General features: G+C 51.5%; 30 protein-coding genes and 1 pseudogene. 18 read left to right on the top strand and 13 right to left on the bottom strand.

What is annotated here, in order from left to right:
* Nucleotides 1-15: 15 nt before the first annotated feature.
* The 16 genes from rplE to LX59_RS14090 all read left to right on the top strand — a co-directional run bounded on the left by rplE (nt 16) and on the right by LX59_RS14090 (nt 8,475).
* Entirely contained in the window at nt 16-555 is a 540-nt protein-coding gene (rplE, locus tag LX59_RS14165; protein ID WP_144573025.1) for a 50S ribosomal protein L5, read from the top strand.
* A 15-nt stretch (nt 556-570) separates the two neighbouring features.
* A complete protein-coding gene (gene rpsN / locus LX59_RS14160; RefSeq protein ID WP_144573023.1) occupies nt 571-876 on the top strand; it encodes a 30S ribosomal protein S14 in 306 nt (101 codons plus the stop codon).
* Nucleotides 877-1,003: 127 nt separating this feature from the next.
* A complete protein-coding gene (rpsH, locus tag LX59_RS14155) occupies nt 1,004-1,396 on the top strand; it encodes a 30S ribosomal protein S8 (RefSeq protein ID WP_144573021.1) in 393 nt (130 codons plus the stop codon).
* 12 nt (nt 1,397-1,408) lie between these two features.
* Nucleotides 1,409-1,942, top strand: a complete 534-nt coding sequence (gene rplF / locus LX59_RS14150; protein ID WP_144573019.1) for a 50S ribosomal protein L6 — start codon at nt 1,409-1,411, stop codon at nt 1,940-1,942.
* Nucleotides 1,943-1,956: 14 nt separating this feature from the next.
* Nucleotides 1,957-2,307: a 50S ribosomal protein L18 gene (rplR, locus tag LX59_RS14145; protein WP_144573017.1), complete on the top strand. Its 351-nt coding sequence runs from the start codon at nt 1,957-1,959 to the stop codon at nt 2,305-2,307.
* A 3-nt stretch (nt 2,308-2,310) separates the two neighbouring features.
* On the top strand, nt 2,311-2,811 hold the full coding sequence (gene rpsE, locus LX59_RS14140) for a 30S ribosomal protein S5 (RefSeq protein ID WP_144573015.1): 501 nt from the start codon (nt 2,311-2,313) through the stop codon (nt 2,809-2,811).
* Between the two features lie 2 nt (nt 2,812-2,813).
* The gene (gene rpmD / locus LX59_RS14135; protein ID WP_144573013.1) at nt 2,814-2,993 is read left to right on the top strand and encodes a 50S ribosomal protein L30; all 180 of its coding nucleotides are present in this window, start codon (nt 2,814-2,816) and stop codon (nt 2,991-2,993) included.
* 3 nt (nt 2,994-2,996) lie between these two features.
* Nucleotides 2,997-3,431: a 50S ribosomal protein L15 gene (rplO, locus tag LX59_RS14130; protein WP_144573011.1), complete on the top strand. Its 435-nt coding sequence runs from the start codon at nt 2,997-2,999 to the stop codon at nt 3,429-3,431.
* On the top strand, nt 3,432-4,760 hold the full coding sequence (secY, locus tag LX59_RS14125; RefSeq protein ID WP_144573010.1) for a preprotein translocase subunit SecY: 1,329 nt from the start codon (nt 3,432-3,434) through the stop codon (nt 4,758-4,760). It abuts the gene before it with no gap.
* A gap of 32 nt (nt 4,761-4,792) precedes the next feature.
* Nucleotides 4,793-4,909, top strand: coding sequence for a 50S ribosomal protein L36 (gene rpmJ, locus LX59_RS14120; RefSeq protein WP_144573008.1), 117 nt, complete (start codon nt 4,793-4,795; stop codon nt 4,907-4,909).
* Nucleotides 4,910-5,036: 127 nt separating this feature from the next.
* Nucleotides 5,037-5,393, top strand: a complete 357-nt coding sequence (gene rpsM / locus LX59_RS14115; RefSeq protein WP_144573006.1) for a 30S ribosomal protein S13 — start codon at nt 5,037-5,039, stop codon at nt 5,391-5,393.
* Nucleotides 5,394-5,423: 30 nt separating this feature from the next.
* Nucleotides 5,424-5,813 (top strand): 30S ribosomal protein S11, encoded by a 390-nt coding sequence (rpsK, locus tag LX59_RS14110; protein ID WP_144573004.1) that lies wholly within the window; start codon nt 5,424-5,426, stop codon nt 5,811-5,813.
* Nucleotides 5,814-5,830: 17 nt separating this feature from the next.
* Nucleotides 5,831-6,451, top strand: coding sequence for a 30S ribosomal protein S4 (gene rpsD / locus LX59_RS14105; protein ID WP_144573002.1), 621 nt, complete (start codon nt 5,831-5,833; stop codon nt 6,449-6,451).
* Between the two features lie 22 nt (nt 6,452-6,473).
* On the top strand, nt 6,474-7,475 hold the full coding sequence (locus LX59_RS14100) for a DNA-directed RNA polymerase subunit alpha (RefSeq protein WP_144572999.1): 1,002 nt from the start codon (nt 6,474-6,476) through the stop codon (nt 7,473-7,475).
* A gap of 44 nt (nt 7,476-7,519) precedes the next feature.
* Nucleotides 7,520-7,906, top strand: a complete 387-nt coding sequence (gene rplQ / locus LX59_RS14095; protein ID WP_144572997.1) for a 50S ribosomal protein L17 — start codon at nt 7,520-7,522, stop codon at nt 7,904-7,906.
* Between the two features lie 185 nt (nt 7,907-8,091).
* Nucleotides 8,092-8,475, top strand: coding sequence for a VOC family protein (locus LX59_RS14090; RefSeq protein WP_144573115.1), 384 nt, complete (start codon nt 8,092-8,094; stop codon nt 8,473-8,475).
* A gap of 48 nt (nt 8,476-8,523) precedes the next feature.
* Here LX59_RS14090 and LX59_RS16210 read toward each other — a convergent pair.
* Nucleotides 8,524-9,480: pseudogene (locus LX59_RS16210) on the bottom strand (tyrosine-type recombinase/integrase); the annotation flags it as partial.
* Between the two features lie 354 nt (nt 9,481-9,834).
* The gene (locus LX59_RS14080) at nt 9,835-10,395 is read right to left on the bottom strand and encodes a type IV toxin-antitoxin system AbiEi family antitoxin domain-containing protein (protein WP_211354870.1); all 561 of its coding nucleotides are present in this window, start codon (nt 10,393-10,395) and stop codon (nt 9,835-9,837) included.
* Between the two features lie 1,532 nt (nt 10,396-11,927).
* On the opposite strand from LX59_RS14080, the gene LX59_RS14075 reads away from it, so the two are divergent.
* Together LX59_RS14075 and LX59_RS14070 are read left to right on the top strand one after the other, a co-directional pair.
* A complete protein-coding gene (locus LX59_RS14075) occupies nt 11,928-12,269 on the top strand; it encodes a hypothetical protein (RefSeq protein WP_144572995.1) in 342 nt (113 codons plus the stop codon).
* Nucleotides 12,251-12,586 carry a nucleotidyltransferase family protein gene (locus LX59_RS14070; RefSeq protein ID WP_144572993.1) on the top strand — a complete coding sequence of 112 codons (336 nt, stop codon included), beginning with the start codon at nt 12,251-12,253 and terminating at the stop codon, nt 12,584-12,586. The genes LX59_RS14075 and LX59_RS14070 overlap by 19 nt, the downstream gene beginning before the upstream one ends.
* Before the next feature lie 135 nt (nt 12,587-12,721).
* Here LX59_RS14070 and LX59_RS15650 read toward each other — a convergent pair whose 3' ends face one another.
* The 11 genes from LX59_RS15650 to LX59_RS15645 all read right to left on the bottom strand — a co-directional run.
* The gene (locus LX59_RS15650) at nt 12,722-13,594 is read right to left on the bottom strand and encodes a hypothetical protein (protein WP_170234387.1); all 873 of its coding nucleotides are present in this window, start codon (nt 13,592-13,594) and stop codon (nt 12,722-12,724) included.
* 3 nt (nt 13,595-13,597) lie between these two features.
* Nucleotides 13,598-14,308 carry a helix-turn-helix domain-containing protein gene (locus LX59_RS14060; RefSeq protein WP_246118773.1) on the bottom strand — a complete coding sequence of 237 codons (711 nt, stop codon included), beginning with the start codon at nt 14,306-14,308 and terminating at the stop codon, nt 13,598-13,600.
* Nucleotides 14,305-15,141: a TIGR04255 family protein gene (locus LX59_RS14055; protein WP_144572990.1), complete on the bottom strand. Its 837-nt coding sequence runs from the start codon at nt 15,139-15,141 to the stop codon at nt 14,305-14,307. Before LX59_RS14055 ends, LX59_RS14060 begins: the two co-directional genes overlap by 4 nt.
* 232 nt (nt 15,142-15,373) lie before the next feature.
* Nucleotides 15,374-15,979, bottom strand: coding sequence for a hypothetical protein (locus tag LX59_RS14050; RefSeq protein WP_144572988.1), 606 nt, complete (start codon nt 15,977-15,979; stop codon nt 15,374-15,376).
* The gene (locus LX59_RS14045; RefSeq protein ID WP_144572986.1) at nt 15,972-16,562 is read right to left on the bottom strand and encodes a hypothetical protein; all 591 of its coding nucleotides are present in this window, start codon (nt 16,560-16,562) and stop codon (nt 15,972-15,974) included. The genes LX59_RS14050 and LX59_RS14045 overlap by 8 nt, the downstream gene beginning before the upstream one ends.
* Nucleotides 16,562-18,106 (bottom strand): DUF3631 domain-containing protein, encoded by a 1,545-nt coding sequence (locus LX59_RS14040; RefSeq protein WP_144572984.1) that lies wholly within the window; start codon nt 18,104-18,106, stop codon nt 16,562-16,564. Before LX59_RS14040 ends, LX59_RS14045 begins: the two co-directional genes overlap by 1 nt.
* Nucleotides 18,103-18,990, bottom strand: a complete 888-nt coding sequence (locus LX59_RS14035; RefSeq protein WP_144573110.1) for a toprim domain-containing protein — start codon at nt 18,988-18,990, stop codon at nt 18,103-18,105. Before LX59_RS14035 ends, LX59_RS14040 begins: the two co-directional genes overlap by 4 nt.
* A 47-nt stretch (nt 18,991-19,037) precedes the next feature.
* A complete protein-coding gene (locus tag LX59_RS14030; RefSeq protein ID WP_246118638.1) occupies nt 19,038-19,298 on the bottom strand; it encodes a hypothetical protein in 261 nt (86 codons plus the stop codon).
* A complete protein-coding gene (locus tag LX59_RS14025) occupies nt 19,295-19,627 on the bottom strand; it encodes a hypothetical protein (RefSeq protein ID WP_144569801.1) in 333 nt (110 codons plus the stop codon). The genes LX59_RS14030 and LX59_RS14025 overlap by 4 nt, the downstream gene beginning before the upstream one ends.
* The gene (locus LX59_RS14020; protein WP_144569802.1) at nt 19,627-19,896 is read right to left on the bottom strand and encodes a hypothetical protein; all 270 of its coding nucleotides are present in this window, start codon (nt 19,894-19,896) and stop codon (nt 19,627-19,629) included. The genes LX59_RS14025 and LX59_RS14020 overlap by 1 nt, the downstream gene beginning before the upstream one ends.
* Nucleotides 19,893-20,085: hypothetical protein (locus LX59_RS15645; RefSeq protein WP_211354871.1), on the bottom strand; the 193-nt coding region annotated here is incomplete at its 5' end. The genes LX59_RS14020 and LX59_RS15645, both read right to left, overlap by 4 nt.

Genomic DNA, 20,085 nt, shown 5'->3' with positions numbered 1-20,085 from the left:
GCTAGGTAAATAACCATGGCACGACTGAAAGAAGTGTATCGGAACGAAATTGCACCCAAGCTGAAAGAAGAGCTGAAGCTTGCCAATGTGATGGAAGTTCCACGCATTACCAAGATCACCCTGAATATGGGGCTTGGTGAAGCAATCGGTGATAAGAAAATCATCGAAAATGCTCTGGCCGATCTGGAAAAGATTGCGGGTCAGAAACCAGTTGTTACCCACGCTAAAAAATCCATTGCGGGTTTTAAAGTGCGTGAGGGCTGGCCAATCGGTGTTAAGGTGACTCTGCGTCGTGAACGTATGTATGAGTTCTTGGACCGCCTACTGGCCATTTCTCTGCCACGCGTGCGTGACTTCCGTGGTCTGAATGCCAAGTCCTTTGATGGTCGTGGCAACTACAGCATGGGTGTTAAAGAGCAGATTATCTTCCCAGAAATCGATTACGATAAAATTGATGCTCTGCGCGGCTTGGATATCACTCTGACCACCACTGCACGTACGGATGATGAAGGCCGCGCCTTGCTGCGCGCATTCAAATTCCCGTTCCGTAACTGACTGGATTAGGTTGTTATGGCTAAAGAGAGCATGAAAAACCGTGAGCTGAAGCGTCAGCTCACTGTTGCCAAATACGCCCAAAAGCGCGCTGCGCTGAAGGCTACCATCGCCAGCCCAAAATCTACTCCTGAAGAGCGTTGGAATGCCCAAATCGCTCTACAGAAGCAGCCTCGCGATGCTAGTTCCTCTCGTCTGCGTAATCGTTGCCGTCTGACTGGCCGTCCACACGGTGTATACCGTAAGTTCGGTCTGTCTCGTAACATGCTGCGTCAAGCCGCCATGCGCGGTGACATTCCCGGCTTGGTCAAAGCCAGCTGGTAATCGGTTGCAGTGAATCAAGCCCCTAACGGGGCTTGATTCGTTTGTGAGCGACCTATAGAATTCCCCGCTCCCTAAAACTTGGCCGTGTTGGCCAGTGTTTAGGTTTTATTGTAGGAGTAGTAAGCCCATGAGTATGCAGGACCCGTTAGCGGACATGCTAACTCGTATCCGTAATGCCCAGATGGCTGAGAAGACCGTGGTGAACATGCCGTCTTCCAAGCTGAAGGTGGCAGTAGCTGACGTTCTAAAAACTGAAGGCTATATCCTTGGATACCAAGTCAGCAGCGATGTTAAACCGTTGCTGTCTATTGAGTTGAAGTACTTTGAAGGCCGTCCAGTTATTGAAGAGCTTAAGCGTGTAAGCCGTCCTGGACTGCGTCAGTACAAATCTGTGGATCAGCTGCCTAAAGTACGCGGCGGTTTGGGTGTATCGATCGTTTCCACCAATAAAGGTGTGATGACAGATCGTGCAGCCCGTGCTGCTGGTGTTGGTGGCGAAGTGCTCTGCACTGTGTTCTAAGGGGATTCAGACATGTCTCGTGTTGCGAAAAACCCCGTCAAGTTACCAGCTGGCGTAGAAATTAAGCTGGACGGTGAGCAGTTATCTATTAAAGGTGCCAAAGGTACCCTAGAGCTGAAACTGCACCCTGCTGTTGAAGTGACCCAAGAGTCTGGCGAACTGCGTTTCGCGGCTCGTGGTGGCGAACAGCAAAACAGAGCTATGGCCGGAACTACCCGTGCTCTAGTAAACAATATGGTTATCGGTGTCTCTCAAGGCTTTGAGCGCAAACTACAGCTGGTTGGTGTAGGTTATAAAGCTCAAGCTAAGGGTCAAGTGCTGAGCTTGGCTTTGGGATATTCTCATCCTATTGACTATGAGCTGCCTACGGGCATCACGGCTGAAACACCTTCTCAGACTGATATTCTGATTAAGGGAATCGATAAGCAGTTAGTGGGTCAAGTGGCTGCTGAGATTCGTGATTTCCGTCGTCCCGAGCCTTATAAAGGTAAGGGTGTTCGTTATGCTGATGAAGTTGTTCATCGCAAAGAAGCCAAGAAAAAGTAAGTAGGGCATAGCAAATGAGCGCAAAGAAAGAAACTCGTCTGCGTCGCGCCCGTCAGGCTCGCCTGAGGATGCGTGAGCTGGAAGTGGTACGCCTTTGTGTGTATCGCTCATCCCAGCACATCTATGCCCAGGTCATCTCGGCCGACGGCAGCAAGGTTTTGGCCGCAGCCTCAACCTTGGACAAAGATCTGCGTGATGCTGCCACGGGCAACGTCGAAGCAGCTAAAAAAGTAGGTTTGTTGGTTGCCGAGCGCGCTAAAGCAGCTGGTGTAACCAAGGTGGCTTTTGACCGTTCTGGCTTTAAATACCACGGTCGCGTTAAAGCCTTGGCTGATGCTGCTCGTGAAGGCGGGCTGGAGTTCTAAGTTATGGCAAACAACGACCAAAAGCGCGACGAAGGTTATATCGAGAAGCTGGTTCAGGTTAACCGCGTTGCCAAAACCGTTAAAGGCGGCCGTATTTTCACCTTTACTGCTCTGACTGTAGTAGGTGATGGTAAGGGCCGTGTAGGCTTCGGTCGCGGTAAATCCCGTGAAGTGCCTGCTGCCATTCAAAAGGCGATGGAAGCTGCTCGTCGTAACATGATCCAAGTGGATCTGAACGGCACTACACTGCAGTATCCTGTGAAGTCTGCCCACGGCGCTTCTAAAGTGTTCATGCAGCCGGCTTCTGAGGGTACGGGTGTCATCGCTGGTGGCGCTATGCGTGCCGTATTGGAAGTGGCCGGTGTGCATAACGTGTTAGCCAAGTGCTACGGCTCAACCAATCCTGTAAACGTGGTAAATGCCACTTTTAAAGGTTTGAAAGCCATGCAATCACCCGATTCTGTCGCTGCCAAGCGTGGCAAGACTGTCGAGGAGATTCTTTGATTATGGCTGGCAACATCAAGGTAACTCTGATTAAGAGTCTGAATGGCCGTATCGCAAATCATAAAGCCTGTGTTAAAGGCTTAGGTCTGCGTCGCATTGGTCATACCGTTGAGGTTCTGGATACTCCCGAAAATCGCGGCATGATTAATAAAGCCTATTATCTGCTTCGTGTGGAGGGTTAATCCATGAAGCTGAATGATCTGCGTTCTGCACCCGGTGCCCGTCGCGAAAAGCGCCGCCTCGGTCGCGGTATCGGCAGCGGCCTTGGTAAAACCGGTGGCCGTGGCCATAAAGGTCAAACCTCTCGCTCTGGTGGCAAAATTGCTCCCGGATTCGAGGGTGGTCAACAGCCTTTACACCGTCGTTTGCCTAAGTTCGGTTTCGTTTCTCTGAAAGCTTTGGATCGTGCAGAAGTTCGCACTTCTGAGCTGGCCAAAGTAGAGGGCGATGTAGTAACCCTGCAAGCATTGAAAGATGCCAATGTGGTTAACCGTAACGTACAGCGCGTCAAAGTAATGCTCTCAGGTGATGTGACTCGCGCTCTGACCCTGAAAGGCATTGGTGCCACTAAAGGTGCCCGTGCTGCGATTGAAGCCGCTGGCGGTAAGTTCGAGGACTAAATGAACAGGCAAGGTGCTCTCTCTGCCCTGGCGAACGGGGGATTGTCCGAACTGTGGGCGCGTTTGCGTTTCCTGCTTTTGGCCATCGTTGTGTATCGGATTGGGGCTCATATCCCCGTTCCTGGCATCAACCCTGACAAGCTAGCGGAGCTGTTTCGGCAGAACGAGGGGACTATCCTTAGCCTGTTTAATATGTTCTCTGGTGGTGCATTGGAGCGCATGAGTATTTTTGCGCTGGGTATCATGCCCTATATTTCGGCATCGATTATCGTCCAATTGATGACCGCCATTATGCCGCAGCTAGAGCAGTTGAAGCGAGAAGGGGAGGCAGGTCGTCGTAAGATCAGCCAGTACACTCGTTATGGTGCTCTAGCTCTGGCTATCGTTCAGGCCATCGGTGTATCTGTGGGTCTGGCAGGTCAGGGTGTAGCTTTTAGCAGCGACTTTAATTTTCATTTTGTTGCAGTAACTACCTTTGTTTCTGGCTCCATGTTCATGATGTGGTTGGGAGAGCAGATTACAGAGCGTGGTGTGGGTAACGGCATTTCCATGCTGATTTTTGCTGGTATCGTGGCCGGTTTACCCTCAGCCTTGGGGCAGTCTTTCGAGTCTGCTCGTCAAGGTGACATCAACATTTTGGCATTACTGTTGATCGGTCTTTTAGCCATCGCGGTTATTGGTTTTGTGGTGTTTATCGAGCGTGGTCAGCGTCGTATCGCGGTGCATTACGCTAAGCGCCAACAAGGTCGTAAAGTTTTTGCTGCCCAAAACAGTCACTTACCTTTGAAAGTGAACATGGCAGGGGTTATTCCTGCTATTTTCGCCAGCAGCTTGCTGCTATTCCCTGCTTCTTTGGGGCAGTGGTTTGGCCAGTCAGAAGGTTTAGGGTTTTTAGCTGATCTTTCCCAAGCGATTGCTCCGGGACAACCACTAAATATCCTGTTGTTCAGTGCCGGAATTATTTTCTTCTGCTTCTTCTACACCGCCTTGATGTTCAATCCTAAGGATGTTGCGGAGAATCTGAAGAAGTCAGGTGCGTTCATTCCAGGGATTCGCCCTGGTGATCAATCTGCACGTTACATTGATGGTGTATTGACTCGTTTGACCTTATTTGGGGCGTTGTATATGACAGTTGTTTGTCTATTGCCTCAATTTTTGGTTGTAGCTGCCAATGTGCCGTTTTACTTGGGTGGAACTTCGCTGCTGATCGTGGTGGTTGTGGTGATGGACTTTATGTCTCAGGTTCAGTCACACCTCGTATCCCATCAGTATGAGTCCCTAATGAAAAAAGCAAACCTGAAGGGCTATGGCGGCGGCATGCTGCGCTAAGTACATCAGTCCGTAAGGTTGAGGAGTTGCTGATGAAAGTTCGTGCATCGGTAAAAAAACTATGCCGTAACTGCAAAATCATTCGTCGCGATGGTGTGGTACGAGTGATTTGCAGCGTAGAGCCGCGTCACAAACAGCGCCAAGGCTGAGTGTGGTAAACGCTTGACCCCGGCAGCTAGTGTGCTGTCGGGTAGATTATATTTTTACAGCGTAATGGCTAATACCTTTTTCTTGGCTTCCAAGGTATTAAGCTGCTGTCAATCGGAGTTTCACTGAATGGCCCGTATTGCAGGCGTAAACATTCCAGATAACAAGCATACTGTTATCTCGTTAACCTACATCTATGGTGTAGGTCGCACGACCGCAAGAAGTATTTGTTCTGCTACCGGTGTAAATCCGGCTGCAAAAATCAAAGATCTGTCTGACGAGCAGATTGAGCAGTTGCGCGGTGAAGTGGCTAAATTGACCACTGAAGGCGATCTGCGTCGCGAAATCAACATGAAGATCAAACGTCTGATGGACTTAGGTTGCTACCGTGGTCTGCGTCATCGTCGTGGTCTACCTGTCCGTGGCCAGCGTACCAAAACCAATGCTCGCACCCGTAAAGGGCCGCGTAAGCCAATCCGCAAGTAATCGCTTTGGCACACTGACAGGAATTTGATCATGGCAAAACCTGCTGCTCGTCCCCGTAAAAAAGTCAAAAAGACGGTAGTTGATGGCGTTGCGCATATTCACGCTTCGTTCAATAACACTATCGTAACTATTACTGATCGTCAGGGTAACGCTCTTTCTTGGGCTACTTCTGGTGGATCAGGTTTCCGTGGCTCTCGTAAAAGTACTCCTTTCGCGGCTCAAGTAGCTGCTGAGCGTGCTGGCCAAGCGGCTTTAGAGTACGGTTTAAAAAATTTGGATGTAAACGTTAAAGGCCCAGGCCCAGGTCGTGAATCTGCTGTGCGTGCCCTTAACGCTTGTGGCTATAAGATCGCTAGCATCACTGATGTTACACCGATCCCTCATAATGGCTGCCGTCCGCCGAAGAAGCGCCGCGTGTAACAGGAGACAGTTGAGAAATGGCTCGTTATATTGGTCCCAAATGTAAACTGTCTCGCCGCGAAGGTACAGATCTGTTCCTGAAAAGCGGTGCTCGCGCTCTGGAATCCAAGTGCAACATCGAGACACCCCCAGGTATCCATGGTCAGCGTCGTGGTCGTTTATCTGACTACGGTACTCAGTTGCGCGAAAAGCAAAAAGTTCGCCGCATCTATGGTGTACTGGAGCGTCAATTCAACGGTTACTACAAGCAAGCTGCTAGCCAGAAGGGCGCTACCGGTGAGAACCTGTTGCAGCTGTTAGAGTGCCGTCTGGATAACGTGGTATACCGTATGGGTTTTGGTGCTACCCGCGCTGAATCCCGTCAATTGGTTTCCCACAAAGCAATTGTTGTGAATGGCAAAACGGTAAACATTCCTTCTTATCAAGTGAAAGTAGGTGATGTGGTTGCTGTTCGCGAAAAAAGTAAAAATCAGCTGCGTATTGCTCAAGCACTTGAGCTGTGTGCTCAGCGCGGTCGGGTTGAGTGGCTAGATGTTGATGCCGAGAAAAAATCCGGTGTCTTCAAAAGCGTGCCGGCTCGCAGCGATCTGTCTGCCGACATCAACGAAAACCTGATTGTCGAGCTCTACTCTAAGTAAGGGCTAGAAAATAGGTATCTCCATGCAGAGTTCGGTAAATGAGTTTCTGACCCCTCGTCACATTGATGTGCAAGTGGTTAGTTCAACCCGTGCCAAAATTACGCTTGAACCTTTAGAGCGCGGTTTTGGTCACACACTGGGTAATGCGCTGCGTCGCATTCTGTTGTCTTCCATGCCTGGCTGCGCGGTAGTTGAGGCGGAGATCGACGGGGTATTGCACGAGTACAGTGCTATTGAAGGTGTGCAGGAGGATGTTATTGAGATCCTGCTTAACCTCAAAGGGCTTGCTATCAAACTGCATGGTCGCGATGAAGTGACCCTGAGCTTGGTGAAAAAAGGCCCAGGCCCAGTAACCGCTGCCGATATTCAGCTGGAGCACGATGTTGAAATCGTTAATAGTGATCATCTGATTGCTAATCTGGCGGATAATGGCTCACTGAGCATGCGTCTGAAGGTTTTGCGTGGACGCGGTTATGAGTCCGCTGACGCTCGTCAGACCGATGAAGACGAAAGTCGCAGTATTGGTCGTTTGCAGTTAGATGCAACCTTCAGCCCTGTACGCCGTGTGGCTTATGTGGTTGAAAGTGCTCGCGTAGAGCAACGCACTAACTTAGACAAATTGGTCATTGATCTGGAAACCAATGGTACCTTGGATCCAGAGGAAGCCATCCGTCGTGCTGCTACCATTTTGCAGCAGCAGTTAGCGGCTTTCGTTGATCTGAAGAGTGACAGTGAGCCTGTAGTTGTTGAGCAAGAGGATGAGATTGATCCTATCCTCCTGCGTCCCGTCGATGACTTGGAGTTGACCGTTCGTTCGGCTAATTGTCTCAAAGCAGAGAATATCTACTATATCGGTGACCTGATTCAGCGCACTGAAGTGGAATTGCTGAAGACTCCGAACTTGGGCAAAAAGTCCCTGACAGAAATCAAGGACGTTTTGGCTTCTCGTGGTCTGTCGCTGGGCATGCGTCTCGATAACTGGCCGCCAGCAAGTCTGAAGAAGGACGATAAGGCTACGGCCTAACGTCCCTAACCACCGAACTTGAGTGTTTGGTAAGGAATTTCATCATGCGTCATCGTAAAAGTGGCCGTCATCTGAGCCGCACCAGTGCGCACCGTAAGGCCATGTTCCAAAACATGGCAGTTTCTCTGTTTGAGCATGAGCTGATTAAAACGACTCTGCCTAAAGCTAAAGAATTGCGTCGCGTCGCTGAGCCTCTAATTACTCTGGCTAAAGAAGACAGCGTTGCTAACCGTCGTTTGGCTTTTGATCGTACTCGTTCAAAATCTGCCGTAGGTAAGCTGTTTAACGATCTGGGTAAGCGTTATGCCAGCCGTCAAGGTGGTTATCTGCGCATCCTGAAGTGTGGTTTCCGTTCAGGAGACAACGCTCCTATGGCTTACGTAGAGTTAGTTGATCGTCCCGTTACTGGAGCGGTTGAAGCTGCTGAATAAGTAGCTGTTTGGATGGTAAAAACCGAGCCTAGGCTCGGTTTTTTTGCTTTAAAGGGGTGAAGGATAAGGAGTATCTGGAAAGTCTGGGAGGGAACAGTCAATTTGCTTTTTTGACTGGCATTAGCATGCTGCTCAGTCTATACAGATTCGTTGATGAGTTAGATTTTAGCATTCAGAGGACTCCAATGATCAGTCATCTTGACCACCTTGTGTTAACCACAATAGATGTCGAGTCTTGTAAGGATTTCTATATTCGAGTGCTGGGAATGCGACTAGAAACCTTTGGAGAGGGGCGGTTGGCGTTCTGCTTTGGTAATCAGAAAATCAATGTTCATGTACGGGGACATGAGCATGAGCCTAAAGCACACCTTCCGGTTTCAGGGGCTCTTGACCTATGCTTCATCGCTGATATTGACCTCGAAAGTGTCATCAAAATGCTAGAAAAACATCAGTGGCCAATAATTGAGGGGCCTGTCAGTCGAACAGGTGCAACTGGCCCAATTAGGTCAGTCTATGTACGAGATCCAGACCTGAATCTTATTGAGATTTCGGAAAGGTTTAACTGCTGACTCCTTACTTGTTGAGCTGAGCTCATCGGTATTTAGGAAATAAGGCCGGGAGATAACCGGATTCCTTGAGCCTACGCCGGGGAATAGCCACCGACTACGGCCTGTAAGCTTATGCAGTTCCTGTAGGGCTGGCTTGAGTAGGTAAGGGGCAGACATGATCCCTACGAGTCTTCATCTTAGTGGCGGGTATCGTCCAGACGGCTTCCTGTAGGTCTATCTCTGTCCACTCAGCCCAACGCACCATACCCGGCCTAGAGGCTGTCCATAGGCATAGCCATGCAGCGGTACGGGCTGTAAGGCGGCTAGGGCTACCTTTAAGGGCTTTGAGGAAGTCCGGTAGCTCAGGTTCTAGTAAGTGGGGTTGGTGGCGTGTGGTGGGAAGTTTGATGGCTATGGCCTTCAGGCGGCTGGCTGGGTCGTTCTCAGTAATCCCTGAAGCGATAGCATGGCCAAATATCTGGTTGATCCAGCTACGCACCTTCTTAGCAATGTTGTGGGCACCACGAGCCTCAATGCTGGCTTGTAGGTCTCGGCAGTTGGTACGGGTAATGTCATCTATAGGCTTATGGCCAAGTATGGGGAGGATATCGTTCTCTAGGTAGGCCCGTACTTGCTTGAGGGGTTTATCAGATAAGCCTTGCCGGATTTATGGGGTAGCCAGTCCTCGGCCACATTCTTGAACAGGCTGGCTTGTGTGGCCTCTTGGTTAGCCTCACTGGTACGCCTTTGAGCTATGGGGTCTATACCGTTACGAATGCTATGGCGTAGCTCAGTAGCTTTCTTACGGGCTAGGGCTCCACTGATATCCGGATAGCCACCGAGTCCGATCCATGACCACTTACCTGTAGCTGTCTTGTAGCGTAGCTGCCACGACTTACCACCATCAGGCTTTACCCGGAAATATAGGCCATCTCCATCCAGTTCTCGGTATTCCTTTAGCTCAGGTTCTAGGCTGGCCAGTACCGCATCAGCCATAGGCCTACGCTTTATGCCTTTGCGCTGCATCTGTGTATCCCAAAGTTCGAGTTTTATTAGGGATACAAGAATACAAGGTATAGGGGGAGATAAGAGGATACTGCTAGAGACAGGAGATTAGGCTGTAAGCCTTGATTTTACTGAGGTTGGGATACTGGGGGAGATTGCTGGAGATATGTTGATGGTGCCCGGGAGGGACTAGAACTAATAAGCTATTTTTATGATTTATAAAGAGTTATTTGGTTTGATTTTTTTAGTCTACTCACAAATCTACTCACTTTTTTAAAAGTACCCCTTCGACTAGTCGGTTTTTAGGGTGAGAGCAGGCTGAGTAAAAAATTCGATTCCGTATTCTGAAATCGAAAAATAGTTCGCGTCTTACAATCAGGCACCAGCAATGTCAGCTTCAGCCCGCTTTGACTTGCCCTTAAAGATCTTTCGTTCAGACAGCCGCTTCACTTCTTCCTCAAGTGCTTTGATTCGAGCCACCAGTGCCAAGCTATTCTCCAGAGGCGAGGACAAGCGCTCCAGTTTTAGAAGGCGTTGGTTCAAGATGCTGGCCATGATCGCGGCATGGTGTCCTAACTCAACAGCGGCAAACTGTTGACCTGCACCCGCAGTCAGCTCTCCAAGAGCACGACTTTCGGCAGGGCTCAGGGATATGGCGTAGTCATCGCCTATTTCGATTTTGACCCAGCCACCGGGAATGATGGTTTTGGTCATGGGCCGGTTGGGGCGGGTATCAGGACGCGGAATGTAAACGCCTCTTTGCACCCGCATGATGTCGCCATTCTCTACGAGTACCGATAGGGCGTTATCCAATGGCCCGTAGTTGATCCCCAGATGCTCATGCAGTGTCTCACGAGTCACGATCTGCTCTTGAGCGTGCAGGTCTTTAACGGCTTCTAGGATGGTCTGTACGACTGAGGGTTTGGCGTTGGTCATAGGTGTTCCCGACACGATAGCTGGTGCCGGAGATGACACCGCAGAGTGGTTTCTGTAGCAAGTAGGTACGCACTCAGAAATAGGTTTTTCCGTGCGTACCATGCTGCGTACCTATGTTTTGCGTACCAGCAGAGGAGCCCTTTAACTCTTTGATTGAATTCAATTCCTCAAAAATCCCAGCTTTGGTTTTTGAGCCAAGTGCTGACAAGCAAACAGCCGTAAAGGACGAAATTCGTTCTTTTGCCTAGGTCGTTTGCTGGTGCCTATCTGTTTAAACCACCCGCTTTGAAATAGCGTTTTACCTTGACATTTCTTAACAAAATGCGCGGTTATATTTTGGCAGAGTTAGGCGGAAACAGCTCATATCTAAGCGCTTATAGGCCATTAAATGGCATAACTTCGCTGAACATTGCTCATTACTCCAATAGAGCGCAATAGATCACTTTAAGCATTTGAATGGGTTATCCGAGTACCAGTGAACACCTTATGTTTCTTTAGAGTTTTGAGTGACTGGGCAGTAGTAGGCGTAGGGCCGGTGGCATGGGGTTTTGCACCGTCAAAACTACCTGCAAATACCCTGTGTTTTGCAACACACCGGCGGGTGATTTTTAGGCCATAAAGGAAGGGCATGGACAGATTAGGTCAGGCCAGGCCCACCAGTTTGCATACGTTCAGCAAACAAGCCTGCATACCTACTGCAAACCAGTCTGCTGAAGGTAAGCGGGGCACCACTATTTGCTTTCCGTCCCAATCCTCGTTTCTGAGGACTGCTCCAGCAGGTGGAGATCCAGTCATTACCGTCCGATCCTCACTTTTGAGGATCGCTCCAGACTGGTGAGCGCGGCCACGCTTTTCAGCCCGATGCTCAAATCTGAGCAACAATCCAGCGCCAACCGGAGGAAAATTCCGGTTAGGAGCGGTTACAGTTTTTTCGTAACTGTCCAGATCCTCAGGTATGAGGATCACTAAACACTCTGCTGAACATCTGGCTTTTCAGTGGAAACCTGAGTGGAAACCAGTGCTTTGGAAACCATCTATTCGGGTGTCCTAATTCCCAGAAAACCCCGTAATCAATTCCCATAAAACATCGGAGTTGATACCCGGAAAAACGGGTATGTACGCTGGCTTTCCATACCCAAGCCTCACTTCTGAGCCTTGCTAGTGCCCAAGGCTTGCTCACCTGAAATTACAGGCGAGTCTGTTCCGGTGAGTTTCGGTCGGAACCGATGCCGGAACTCCGTCATCGCTGTAGCTAAGGTGAGGAGCTAGCCGCCAAAACTGAGGAGCTGCTAGTCATGAATGATGAGTTTCAGCAGAGCCAGTACCGATACTCCAGCAATGAAGGTTTCAGTGGTAACCGAGCTGGTAACCAGCGCTTTGGTAACCACCAGCACATGGATTAGGCCGTAACCTTGGCGTAACCGTAACTATCACAGCGTGTCGAAAATGGCACTCAGTGTCGTTTCCGGCAGTTTGTGCGGGCTGGTGGTGTTCGGACGAAATCCATACGAACCGATCAGGTGCGCGTGTAGGTGGCTATCGAGACAGGCCGTGATTGGGCCGTTGTTGGGCAAATGCGCGTAGGGGTGTTGCGTTTTATGCAACAGCGTTGCGTTCAGGTGTTTCAGTGTTGCAGTCCACTGAATGGCTGGTGCATCACCAACCCTATGATGAACCTGAACTTAGCTTTTGGTTTAGTGAGAATGGAAGACCTCCTGAATGTTCAGGAGATGGAGCATCAGCTGAGTTTTCAGCCAATGTATGCGGGCAGACAACTGGAAGCCTCACCGCTCCCGCAATACACCACTCCAGCCTATAACTGGGCAGATAAGCGGGCATTAACAGGAGGTGTTCAATGCCAGTGCTTGAGTTAAACCACCTGTATTTAGAACCTCGTCATCTAACCCTACTGCAACACATACTGCACCAGCAGGTTCCCCACGCTGAGGTATGGGCCTATGGCAGTCGTGTTACTGGTGGTGCCCATGAAACCAGTGACCTTGATCTGGTACTGCGCGCTCCAACCGACCCAAAGGCGGAGGTGGCTGGTTATCTCGCGCTCAAAGAAGCCTTACAAGCCAGTGCCCTGCCTATTACGGTGGATGTTCGATCATGGTGGCTGTTGCCTGACTCCTGTCAGCAGGAGATTGAACGGGCCTATGTGGTAGTGCAAACGGGCAAGCTGATTTGAAGCTATTGGTTAGGGCGGGCAAGAAAACTGCCCCCCCTAGTCGCTGCCTGCTACTACCCCTTGTATAACTATCGGACGAAATTCGTACAAATAAGAAGGGCGCAAAAATTGCGCCCTTCTTTTGCGTAAAGTCGCCTAGTCCGTGTCTTCTTCTGTAGAAGTTTCATCCTCTTTGCCAAGGCTCAGCCAGTCGTGCTGGTTATAGCGAACGAAGTCCTCAGCATCGAGCATTGTGAAGTCTTGGAGGACCGTGACCTCTGCTCCGCCGAAGGTTAAGCCCTCGCTTACCTCCCTGCCCACACCAACCATTTCAGTTAGCTTAGCTTGCAGCTCTGTGGCTTGGCGGGCGTGCTCACGCTTCGTTAGGAGGCGGAAGATAACCTCATATGGTTCTGCGCGCTCTTGGATCTCAAACTTGGGGTTAAAGGAAACCCAAGCACTAGCGAGCATGTGGTTGTTATCTTTCAGAAACTGATCCACACAGATAGCGATACCCTTCACGCCGTCATTGTCGCTCTCCGCCTTCAGGCGTTCGACCAAAGCATCTGGCATCGCAATTCTATTGTAGGCATGTGAAAGCCAGAAGGAGAGCGTCCGGCGTTGCTCATCACTTAATGCTGGAGCCTCATTTCGATCTAGAGTTAGACTTGGGAGAACTTTCCGGCTAGTCCACAGCCGTCGATGGATTTTCAGTTCGAAGATTTTCCTTTCAGTAATTTCGAGCTGTAGTATTCGAGGATTAAGAGCATTCAAATATGGTGGATATGACTTTTTTTTGACCTTAATAGCCACCCATTCTACCAACGGTGCATCGTTGAACTTTCGTGCATGCACTGTGCACGAATGAGACGCAAGCACCCAGAAATCAGGAACCTCTCCGTCAAATTGGGATGTCAACACACTGTCAGGGATATATAACTTCAAGGCTTCACCTGAAACGATATTTCCTTGCAGCCAATCAGCAGCACTGATTGCTTTTACAACCTCATCTTCAGGTGAGTCAGTCATATATCAAACCGAATGAGAACCGCCCGATTTTTCCAATCTGGCGATGGTCTTTAGATCCCTATCACGCAACTGCTGAGCTTTACCAATCAGCTCAGCAACTACCCCATCGACTCCTGCGGCACCATCTTGAGCCCATGCATTATCAGAGAGAGTGTCCTGAATGAGACGCCCATCTGAGGTAGGGTAAAACAGCACTCGTTGTAGATATGGTACGTCTTCCGACCTGACCTGCCGAAGAGCGTCCGTCAAAGCCCCGACCTTCTCAGGAAAACCAGTCGCGGTCTTTCCTGTCCGCCAATTGTAGACTGTCTGCCGAGACACATTGAAGATCTCGGCAATGGAGCTATCTGACAACTTGTATTCGCTACGAAGCTCTTCAATGAGATGTGGCACCACCTCATCAGTAATGTCGGGGTGACTGGCATCAATCTCAGTCCACGCTCCTGTCACCACATCGTAAGGGCTTATACCAGCAGAGCTGATTAACCGAAGCGAGATATCACCTCCGCCGGCTGGGGTAGTTGCAGTCGCGACTGTCAGCATGAGTGAAAAAATCAACGCCTTTGCGGGATTAGCCGTGCTCGTAGCAACACGAGGAGCGATTTCCAGACTCTCCCATCTCCGTGCAGATGGAGCAGAGGCTCCACCAGCCTGGCTTACCCATTCCCCAGTAATTCCAGTAATTCCAGTAATTCCAGTAATTGTGGTAGTCATCTTGACCTCCCCCAAACCTCAAAGGCGTGATCTTTGGCTACGGCCCTGAAAGCAAAATTAGCAGTCTGGTGCAGCTTATCGAGCATGCTACAGATTTCTTCAGTGCCTAGTCTCTCAGTCATGGGCATTGGCCAGTAGGCATCGGTATCTAAAAGCGCACCATTTTCACTAACAGGCACGAACGCGCTCTGTTGTTGACTAAAAGGCTTGGAAGGCTGCCGAGTTTGCTTAGCAATCTCGAAGACCATCGCTGGTTCTGCCAGGTCGTCCGGTATCCACATGCCAGTCTGACGCCAGCACCTGATGTGTAGGAATTCAGGATCTAGCTGATAGGTAGTGGTGGACACCCCCAGTAGAGCTTTTGCCTCCCTTTCCTCAAGCAGCTCGCACTTGAGAGGTAGCAGCGTATCTGGAAGATAATCTGCGAGAGTCTCCCCATCTAGAGGTTCGATTCTATCGATATAACGCATCCCGACACCAGCGACGTCGAGGCCGCCAGCCTGCGTTGTCAAGGCCGTCAGACACTCTCGAAAGAGATCCAGATGGCTGCTAAAATGCAAGTAGTTTGTGCTTTGTAGGATCAGGTGATCCATGCCCAGAACACAAGCGTACTCAGCATTACGGTCTAGGAACGCCCACGAATTCGGTTCTGACCCTTGGATAACACTAGGCTGCATGCTTTTGACCATTTGGAAAAGCCCAGGAAGGCGATCCCGAATAGCCTGATGGATGTTAGGAATGAGCTGGGGAAGCTTAAGAATGGGAGAAAATCTCACCACACTGAATGCATAAATTAGTGGTGCTCTTGCCAGTACCCCTTCACGATCAGTCATGATTAATCTCCCCTCTATCCCCAAATTAGGTAAGGATTCTACATCATTTGACAAGTCCTTTGACAAAAACTGTATAGCAGTGTTTTCCGCTTTGGCAAACAATCTCTGTTACTTGGGTAGCACCCACGTCTTCAATTTGGTGCTGTTGGGCAGTACTTTCGAGAAAGCACTTGGGTTCATGTATGAAGATTACGCAGAAAATAGGGCTAAATAGCCCTATTTTTTCTTTGCCTCACTTCACCCGCCTCAACCTCCGCCCCTTGTACTTCTCCCTAATCCTGCGGCCCAAGGCTTCTGGGTTGAAATCAGGATGCCGCATGACCTCAGTGATGGAGGACAAACACGCCTCCAGCACAGGCCCATGTTCCTTGCATTGAGCTTCACGGCTGGCACTGTTTTCTGAGCCCGGTACAAACACCAGCCCAAAGAAGGGTGGTTCGTCGCCCATTTGCTCCAACACCCATGTGTGGTCGGCTGGGTTGATATTGAGCAGCACCAGCAGCTCATCCAGTCCCAAGGCATCGTAGATAGCCTGATTGATAACCAGATCCCCGCCTAACTGAATCTGCTGGCGCAGCGTCTCCACAAATTCGTGGATACGGTAGCCCTTGGCAGTTTGCTCCAGTCGTTTTATGCGGGCTTGATCGAAGGGGCTTGGGTTCTTAGGCAGTTGTAGCCGTGCCGCCCTGATCTGGGTTTGGCGTTCCTCCTGTAGCTGGTGCCGCTGTTCAGACAGCACCCGACACAGACGGCGGCGCACCAGCAGTTGAGTACGAATGCTGAGGCCGTGTTTAGCATCTAAGGCCCACAGGCGTTTGAGTAGGTCTTGGTTAGTCATGGCGAGCCTCCTTGGGTTGGTTCTGGTAGTACTGGTGCAGGGCTTGGCCTTCGGGACAGTAGCGCTTGATAGGAGCCCAGCAGTTAGGGCAGGCCAGCAAGTGATTAAGGTAGGCATCACGGGCTTGGAGCCATTCCGCTGGGGCTATCTGGGCTGTCCAATGGGTGGTGTGTGCGTGGGGTTCCCCCTGTCCTACCGGCTCAGGTGGCATTGTCCGTTGTTCGGACATTGGCGGCGGACACCAACGCGGATTGCGGCGTATTCCCTCAGCCAGTACCCAAGGATCGGTAGCGGCCTGTTCCTCCAAGTCACAGGGCTCAAGAAACCCCTGTTTCAATAGGTAGTCCCCTGAGCAGCCCAGCAGATTAGAAACCCGCACCAGCAGGGTATGAGGAGGGAGGCCTGTGCGATTTTGCATAGGCCCAGCCTTGTGCTGAAGTTCGGCCAGTAGCTCGACCTTATGGGCTTTAACCCATTGGCGGATATCGTCAGTCAGTTTGGTGGCTGGAGTAACGTATAAGCGCCCCTCATTCAGATGCGGGTTTAGTCCCTGTGTGCGGAGGTAATCCAATGCGCTGCTCATCAGAAATACTCCCCGTCATTATCCTCTGTAGAGGCTCTTTTCTCTGCCTCCTTCTGTAGGGGGGGTGTTTTATCCTCTACAACTCTACATCCCCTGTCATTCGTGGCTTGTAGCGATTTTTTATCCTCTACAGGGTCGCACTGTGTAGACCTTTGAAAATCGCTGTAAGCCACGTGGTTATTGGCTTGTAGAGGTGTAGACGATTGAGAGGGGGTATTTGAGGAAAGGTATCGGTTCCATGCCTCTACGAAGTCTGATTGTTCATAACCCTTTCGTCCGCCTTCAAGACCAATACGCAGCTGTTTAGACTTGATCCCAAAGCCGCTCAGACGGTCAGCCAATTGCCTGAGACGCATGGGCTGACCTCGGTTCCAAGCGGCCCAAGGAGCCTCTTCGTCCTCAACCAGTGCGGCCAGTAGATCGACGCTGAACAGCTTGCTGGTGCTCTTCTGATTGAAGATGGCCTTAATATCGGCTAGCAGCTCGGCACCGATGCTGGGGGCTTCTCCCTCCAAACCGTGCAGCACCATGGCGGCATTTCGGGCCAGCTTAGGCCAGTGGCCCCCGGCTTGTTCGGCAATGGCCAGTAGAGGTTCCCAGCAATCGTTAGCGCGGTCATTCAAGCCTTGGATGATTTCAGGCCGTGCTTGGCCAATGGCTTCAGCATTGTCCTGTGCGAAACGCGCCAGTCGGGATTGCAAGCGCTCCCACAGCCGTGTATCGGAGCGCCGCAGATTCTCCGCCCGCTCTCCACTGGTACGGCGGCGCATCCGCAGGGGGATGCTCCGGTCGGCCAAGGTGATAGCAATATCGCCAATCCCGCACAGCGCCTTAGCGCCCCAGACATTGAACGCGGTGGGCATATGGTCATCGCCTACGCAGCGAATCACCACCGCACTGTCCCGAGTAAAGCCCGCATTGAGAATACCTCGGGCATCCTCATGGGCGGCGAGAAAGGCATCTATCTCATCAATCAGTAGGGTGGGTGACCACAGCTCAATGGAGCGGTACAGCGCCGCCGTGGCGATGTTGGAGACTTGCAGTGGACGGTAGGCCAATTTACCCAAGGCTGTCAGCAGTACCGACTTACCACAGCGCGGCTCCGGGGCCGTGATATGAGCAATCGGGCACACGCTCACTACGTCCACCAGCCAAGTAAAGGTGGCCCAGAGTGCGGCGGCGTTTAGGGTTTCTTTGTCAGCTACCACATAACGGCGGAGCGTATGGCTCAGCTCATCCAGTAGCTCGGCCCCGTCTACCACCTCCGGCCAAGGCTCCACCTCTTTGAACAGACTGGATCCACTGCTTGCGTCCTCCGTTTCAAGTATCGCGGTCAGGCGGTCAAACTCCGTCATGCTCAGCACTTTGCTGGCCTTGGCCTGTTGGCGGATGCGGGCAAACTGGGCGGGGTCTTGCTGGCGAATCTGTTGCAGTCGTTTAAGCAGCGCCGGACTGTAGAGTGCTCCGGCATCTGCCGGTAGCTGTTTAATGGCCTCTTGGATCGGGTCTTTGCCGGTGAAGGGTAGGATTTTATCGTTGCTCATGGCTGTACCTCCTGAGCCTTCTGCCAGCACAGCAGGTCGTTAAAGTCGGTTAAATGCTCGGGAGCCCCTTCGGGCCAGTCAGGAAAGAGCACCAGCGCCCCCAAGCTGGCAGCGGCTTCAATGGCCTTAGTGCGGCCCGGATTGCCTTCGGTAAGGCGGTCGTCATCACCGGCGACGATCAGCTCCAGATTGGGATAGCGGGCTTTGAGATGAACACCAGCCGGGAGCAGGTTGCCCGCATTCATCGCACAGGCCACGGGACAGCCGGTGTGCTGGTGCAGGGTGGCTCCGGTGGCCCAGCCTTCACACAGATACAGCGGCTTATCGGTCTGGATCTGGCCTAAAGGTGAATAACAGCCTTTAACCTGCCCACCACTGAGGAAGCGTTTGCAGCCATCGGGTTGGATGAATTGCTGGTTCACCAGTTGGCCGTTATGGATTAGCGGCACCAGCAGGGTATTCCCTCGCTGGCGCAGACCGTAGGCCGATACTTTTTTGGTCACCAAATACGCATGGCTAGGATGAGCGGGCACTGCCCGTTGCCAAATCCCTCGGGCCTTCTCAGCGGCCTGCTGGTGCCGGTACTGTTGCTCGGCTTGGCGTTGGGCTTTGACCTGCTCGATGCGCTGTTGAATCAGTTCGGCCTCGATGGGGTCAGTCGGTTTACGGCTGCTCCATGTACCGGTTTGGCCCAGCTTCCACGAGCCAAAAGCACCGCTGGCAATGTTGTCCAGAAAGCCCACATACCAACCGTTACGGGTGCCGGACTTGTCCTCCGGTACGCGGAAGCGGTGGAAGTGGCCATCCATCATCGGTACAAAGTCCAGCCGCCCGAAGGCGGCCTCCAGTGCGTCCTTAAAGGCCCATTCCGCTTTTTCAGGCATGAGCGATCCCGTCCCCGCTGGTGCAGGGTTTTTTAAGTTCGTCATGGTTAGTCCTCGGTGGGGGCGTTCAGCAGATCAGGGTCAAACTGGTCGCACAGCTCATAACCTGTTTGTTGCACCAGCACGGCTAGGGCTTTGGCTGCATTAGCTAAACCGCTTTCCAATTCATGATGCAGGTGGTGTTCACTACCATCGGCCCCCAGCAGATCAGCAATGGCGCTTAAACCAAGTCCGGCACAGGTCAGGGTATTGGCCCGCTCATAAGCCAAAGCATCATTGTGGCGGCGATTGATCGGAGGGCGGCTCATGGAGTCACCTCCAGCGCTTGAGCCAGACTCAGACGTTCTTCAGCACCTCGGCTTAAATCCGTCATCACCAGACTGAGGTTACCCAGCTCTTGGAGTAACCAGCCAAGGCTCATTAGCTCATCGGCATTTAAGCCAAAGTCTTGGTTGTGGGCGGCACTGGCGATGCACCAGCCAATGGCAGAAACACCCGTAGTCAGGGTGCCAAAGCATGAATCCGCTGCTTGTGTAATACGTTGCAGTCGCTCGGTCTGCTCAGTGGTTAGTGGGGTATTTCTAAAGGCTGGGGCGATGCTGTCCAGATCCACCAGTAACTCACGCAGGCGGCTCATTACTTCACCTCCTGTACGGCGTTTAGGGCGTTATCCAGTCGCTCTGATTCAGCGTTTAAATACTGAGAACAGTCGTGGGCCAAGTAATGCCCCAAGCGGGCCAGATCCTTGGCTACGTCCATACGGTTTTCAGCGGGGGATGAGGCATCCAGTACCGCCGGAATAGCCGCCATCAATGCCGTGAGCCAGCGGGTGTGCTCTACGCCATAACGGACGGTTTCTAGGCTTTCATCAGCTACTTGAGCGGCACTAAAAACAGGCTGTTTCACTGAACACCTCCTAGGGTTTCCAGCGCGCGGGCCTTGTTCATGTGGTCGTTGTAGCGATTAAGGCGGGTAGAGAGGGAGGAATCAGCGTGTAAGGCAGCTAAGGCCATGCGCCGATGGGCGATTGCCCGAATTTTGGACGGATTGAGGCTGAGGATATGACGTAGTGTCATGGGTGTAGCTCCTTGATTA

Source organism: Azomonas agilis (assembly GCF_007830255.1).
GTDB classification, from domain to species: domain Bacteria; phylum Pseudomonadota; class Gammaproteobacteria; order Pseudomonadales; family Pseudomonadaceae; genus Azomonas; species Azomonas agilis.
This window is presented reverse-complemented; position numbering and strand designations above follow the sequence as displayed.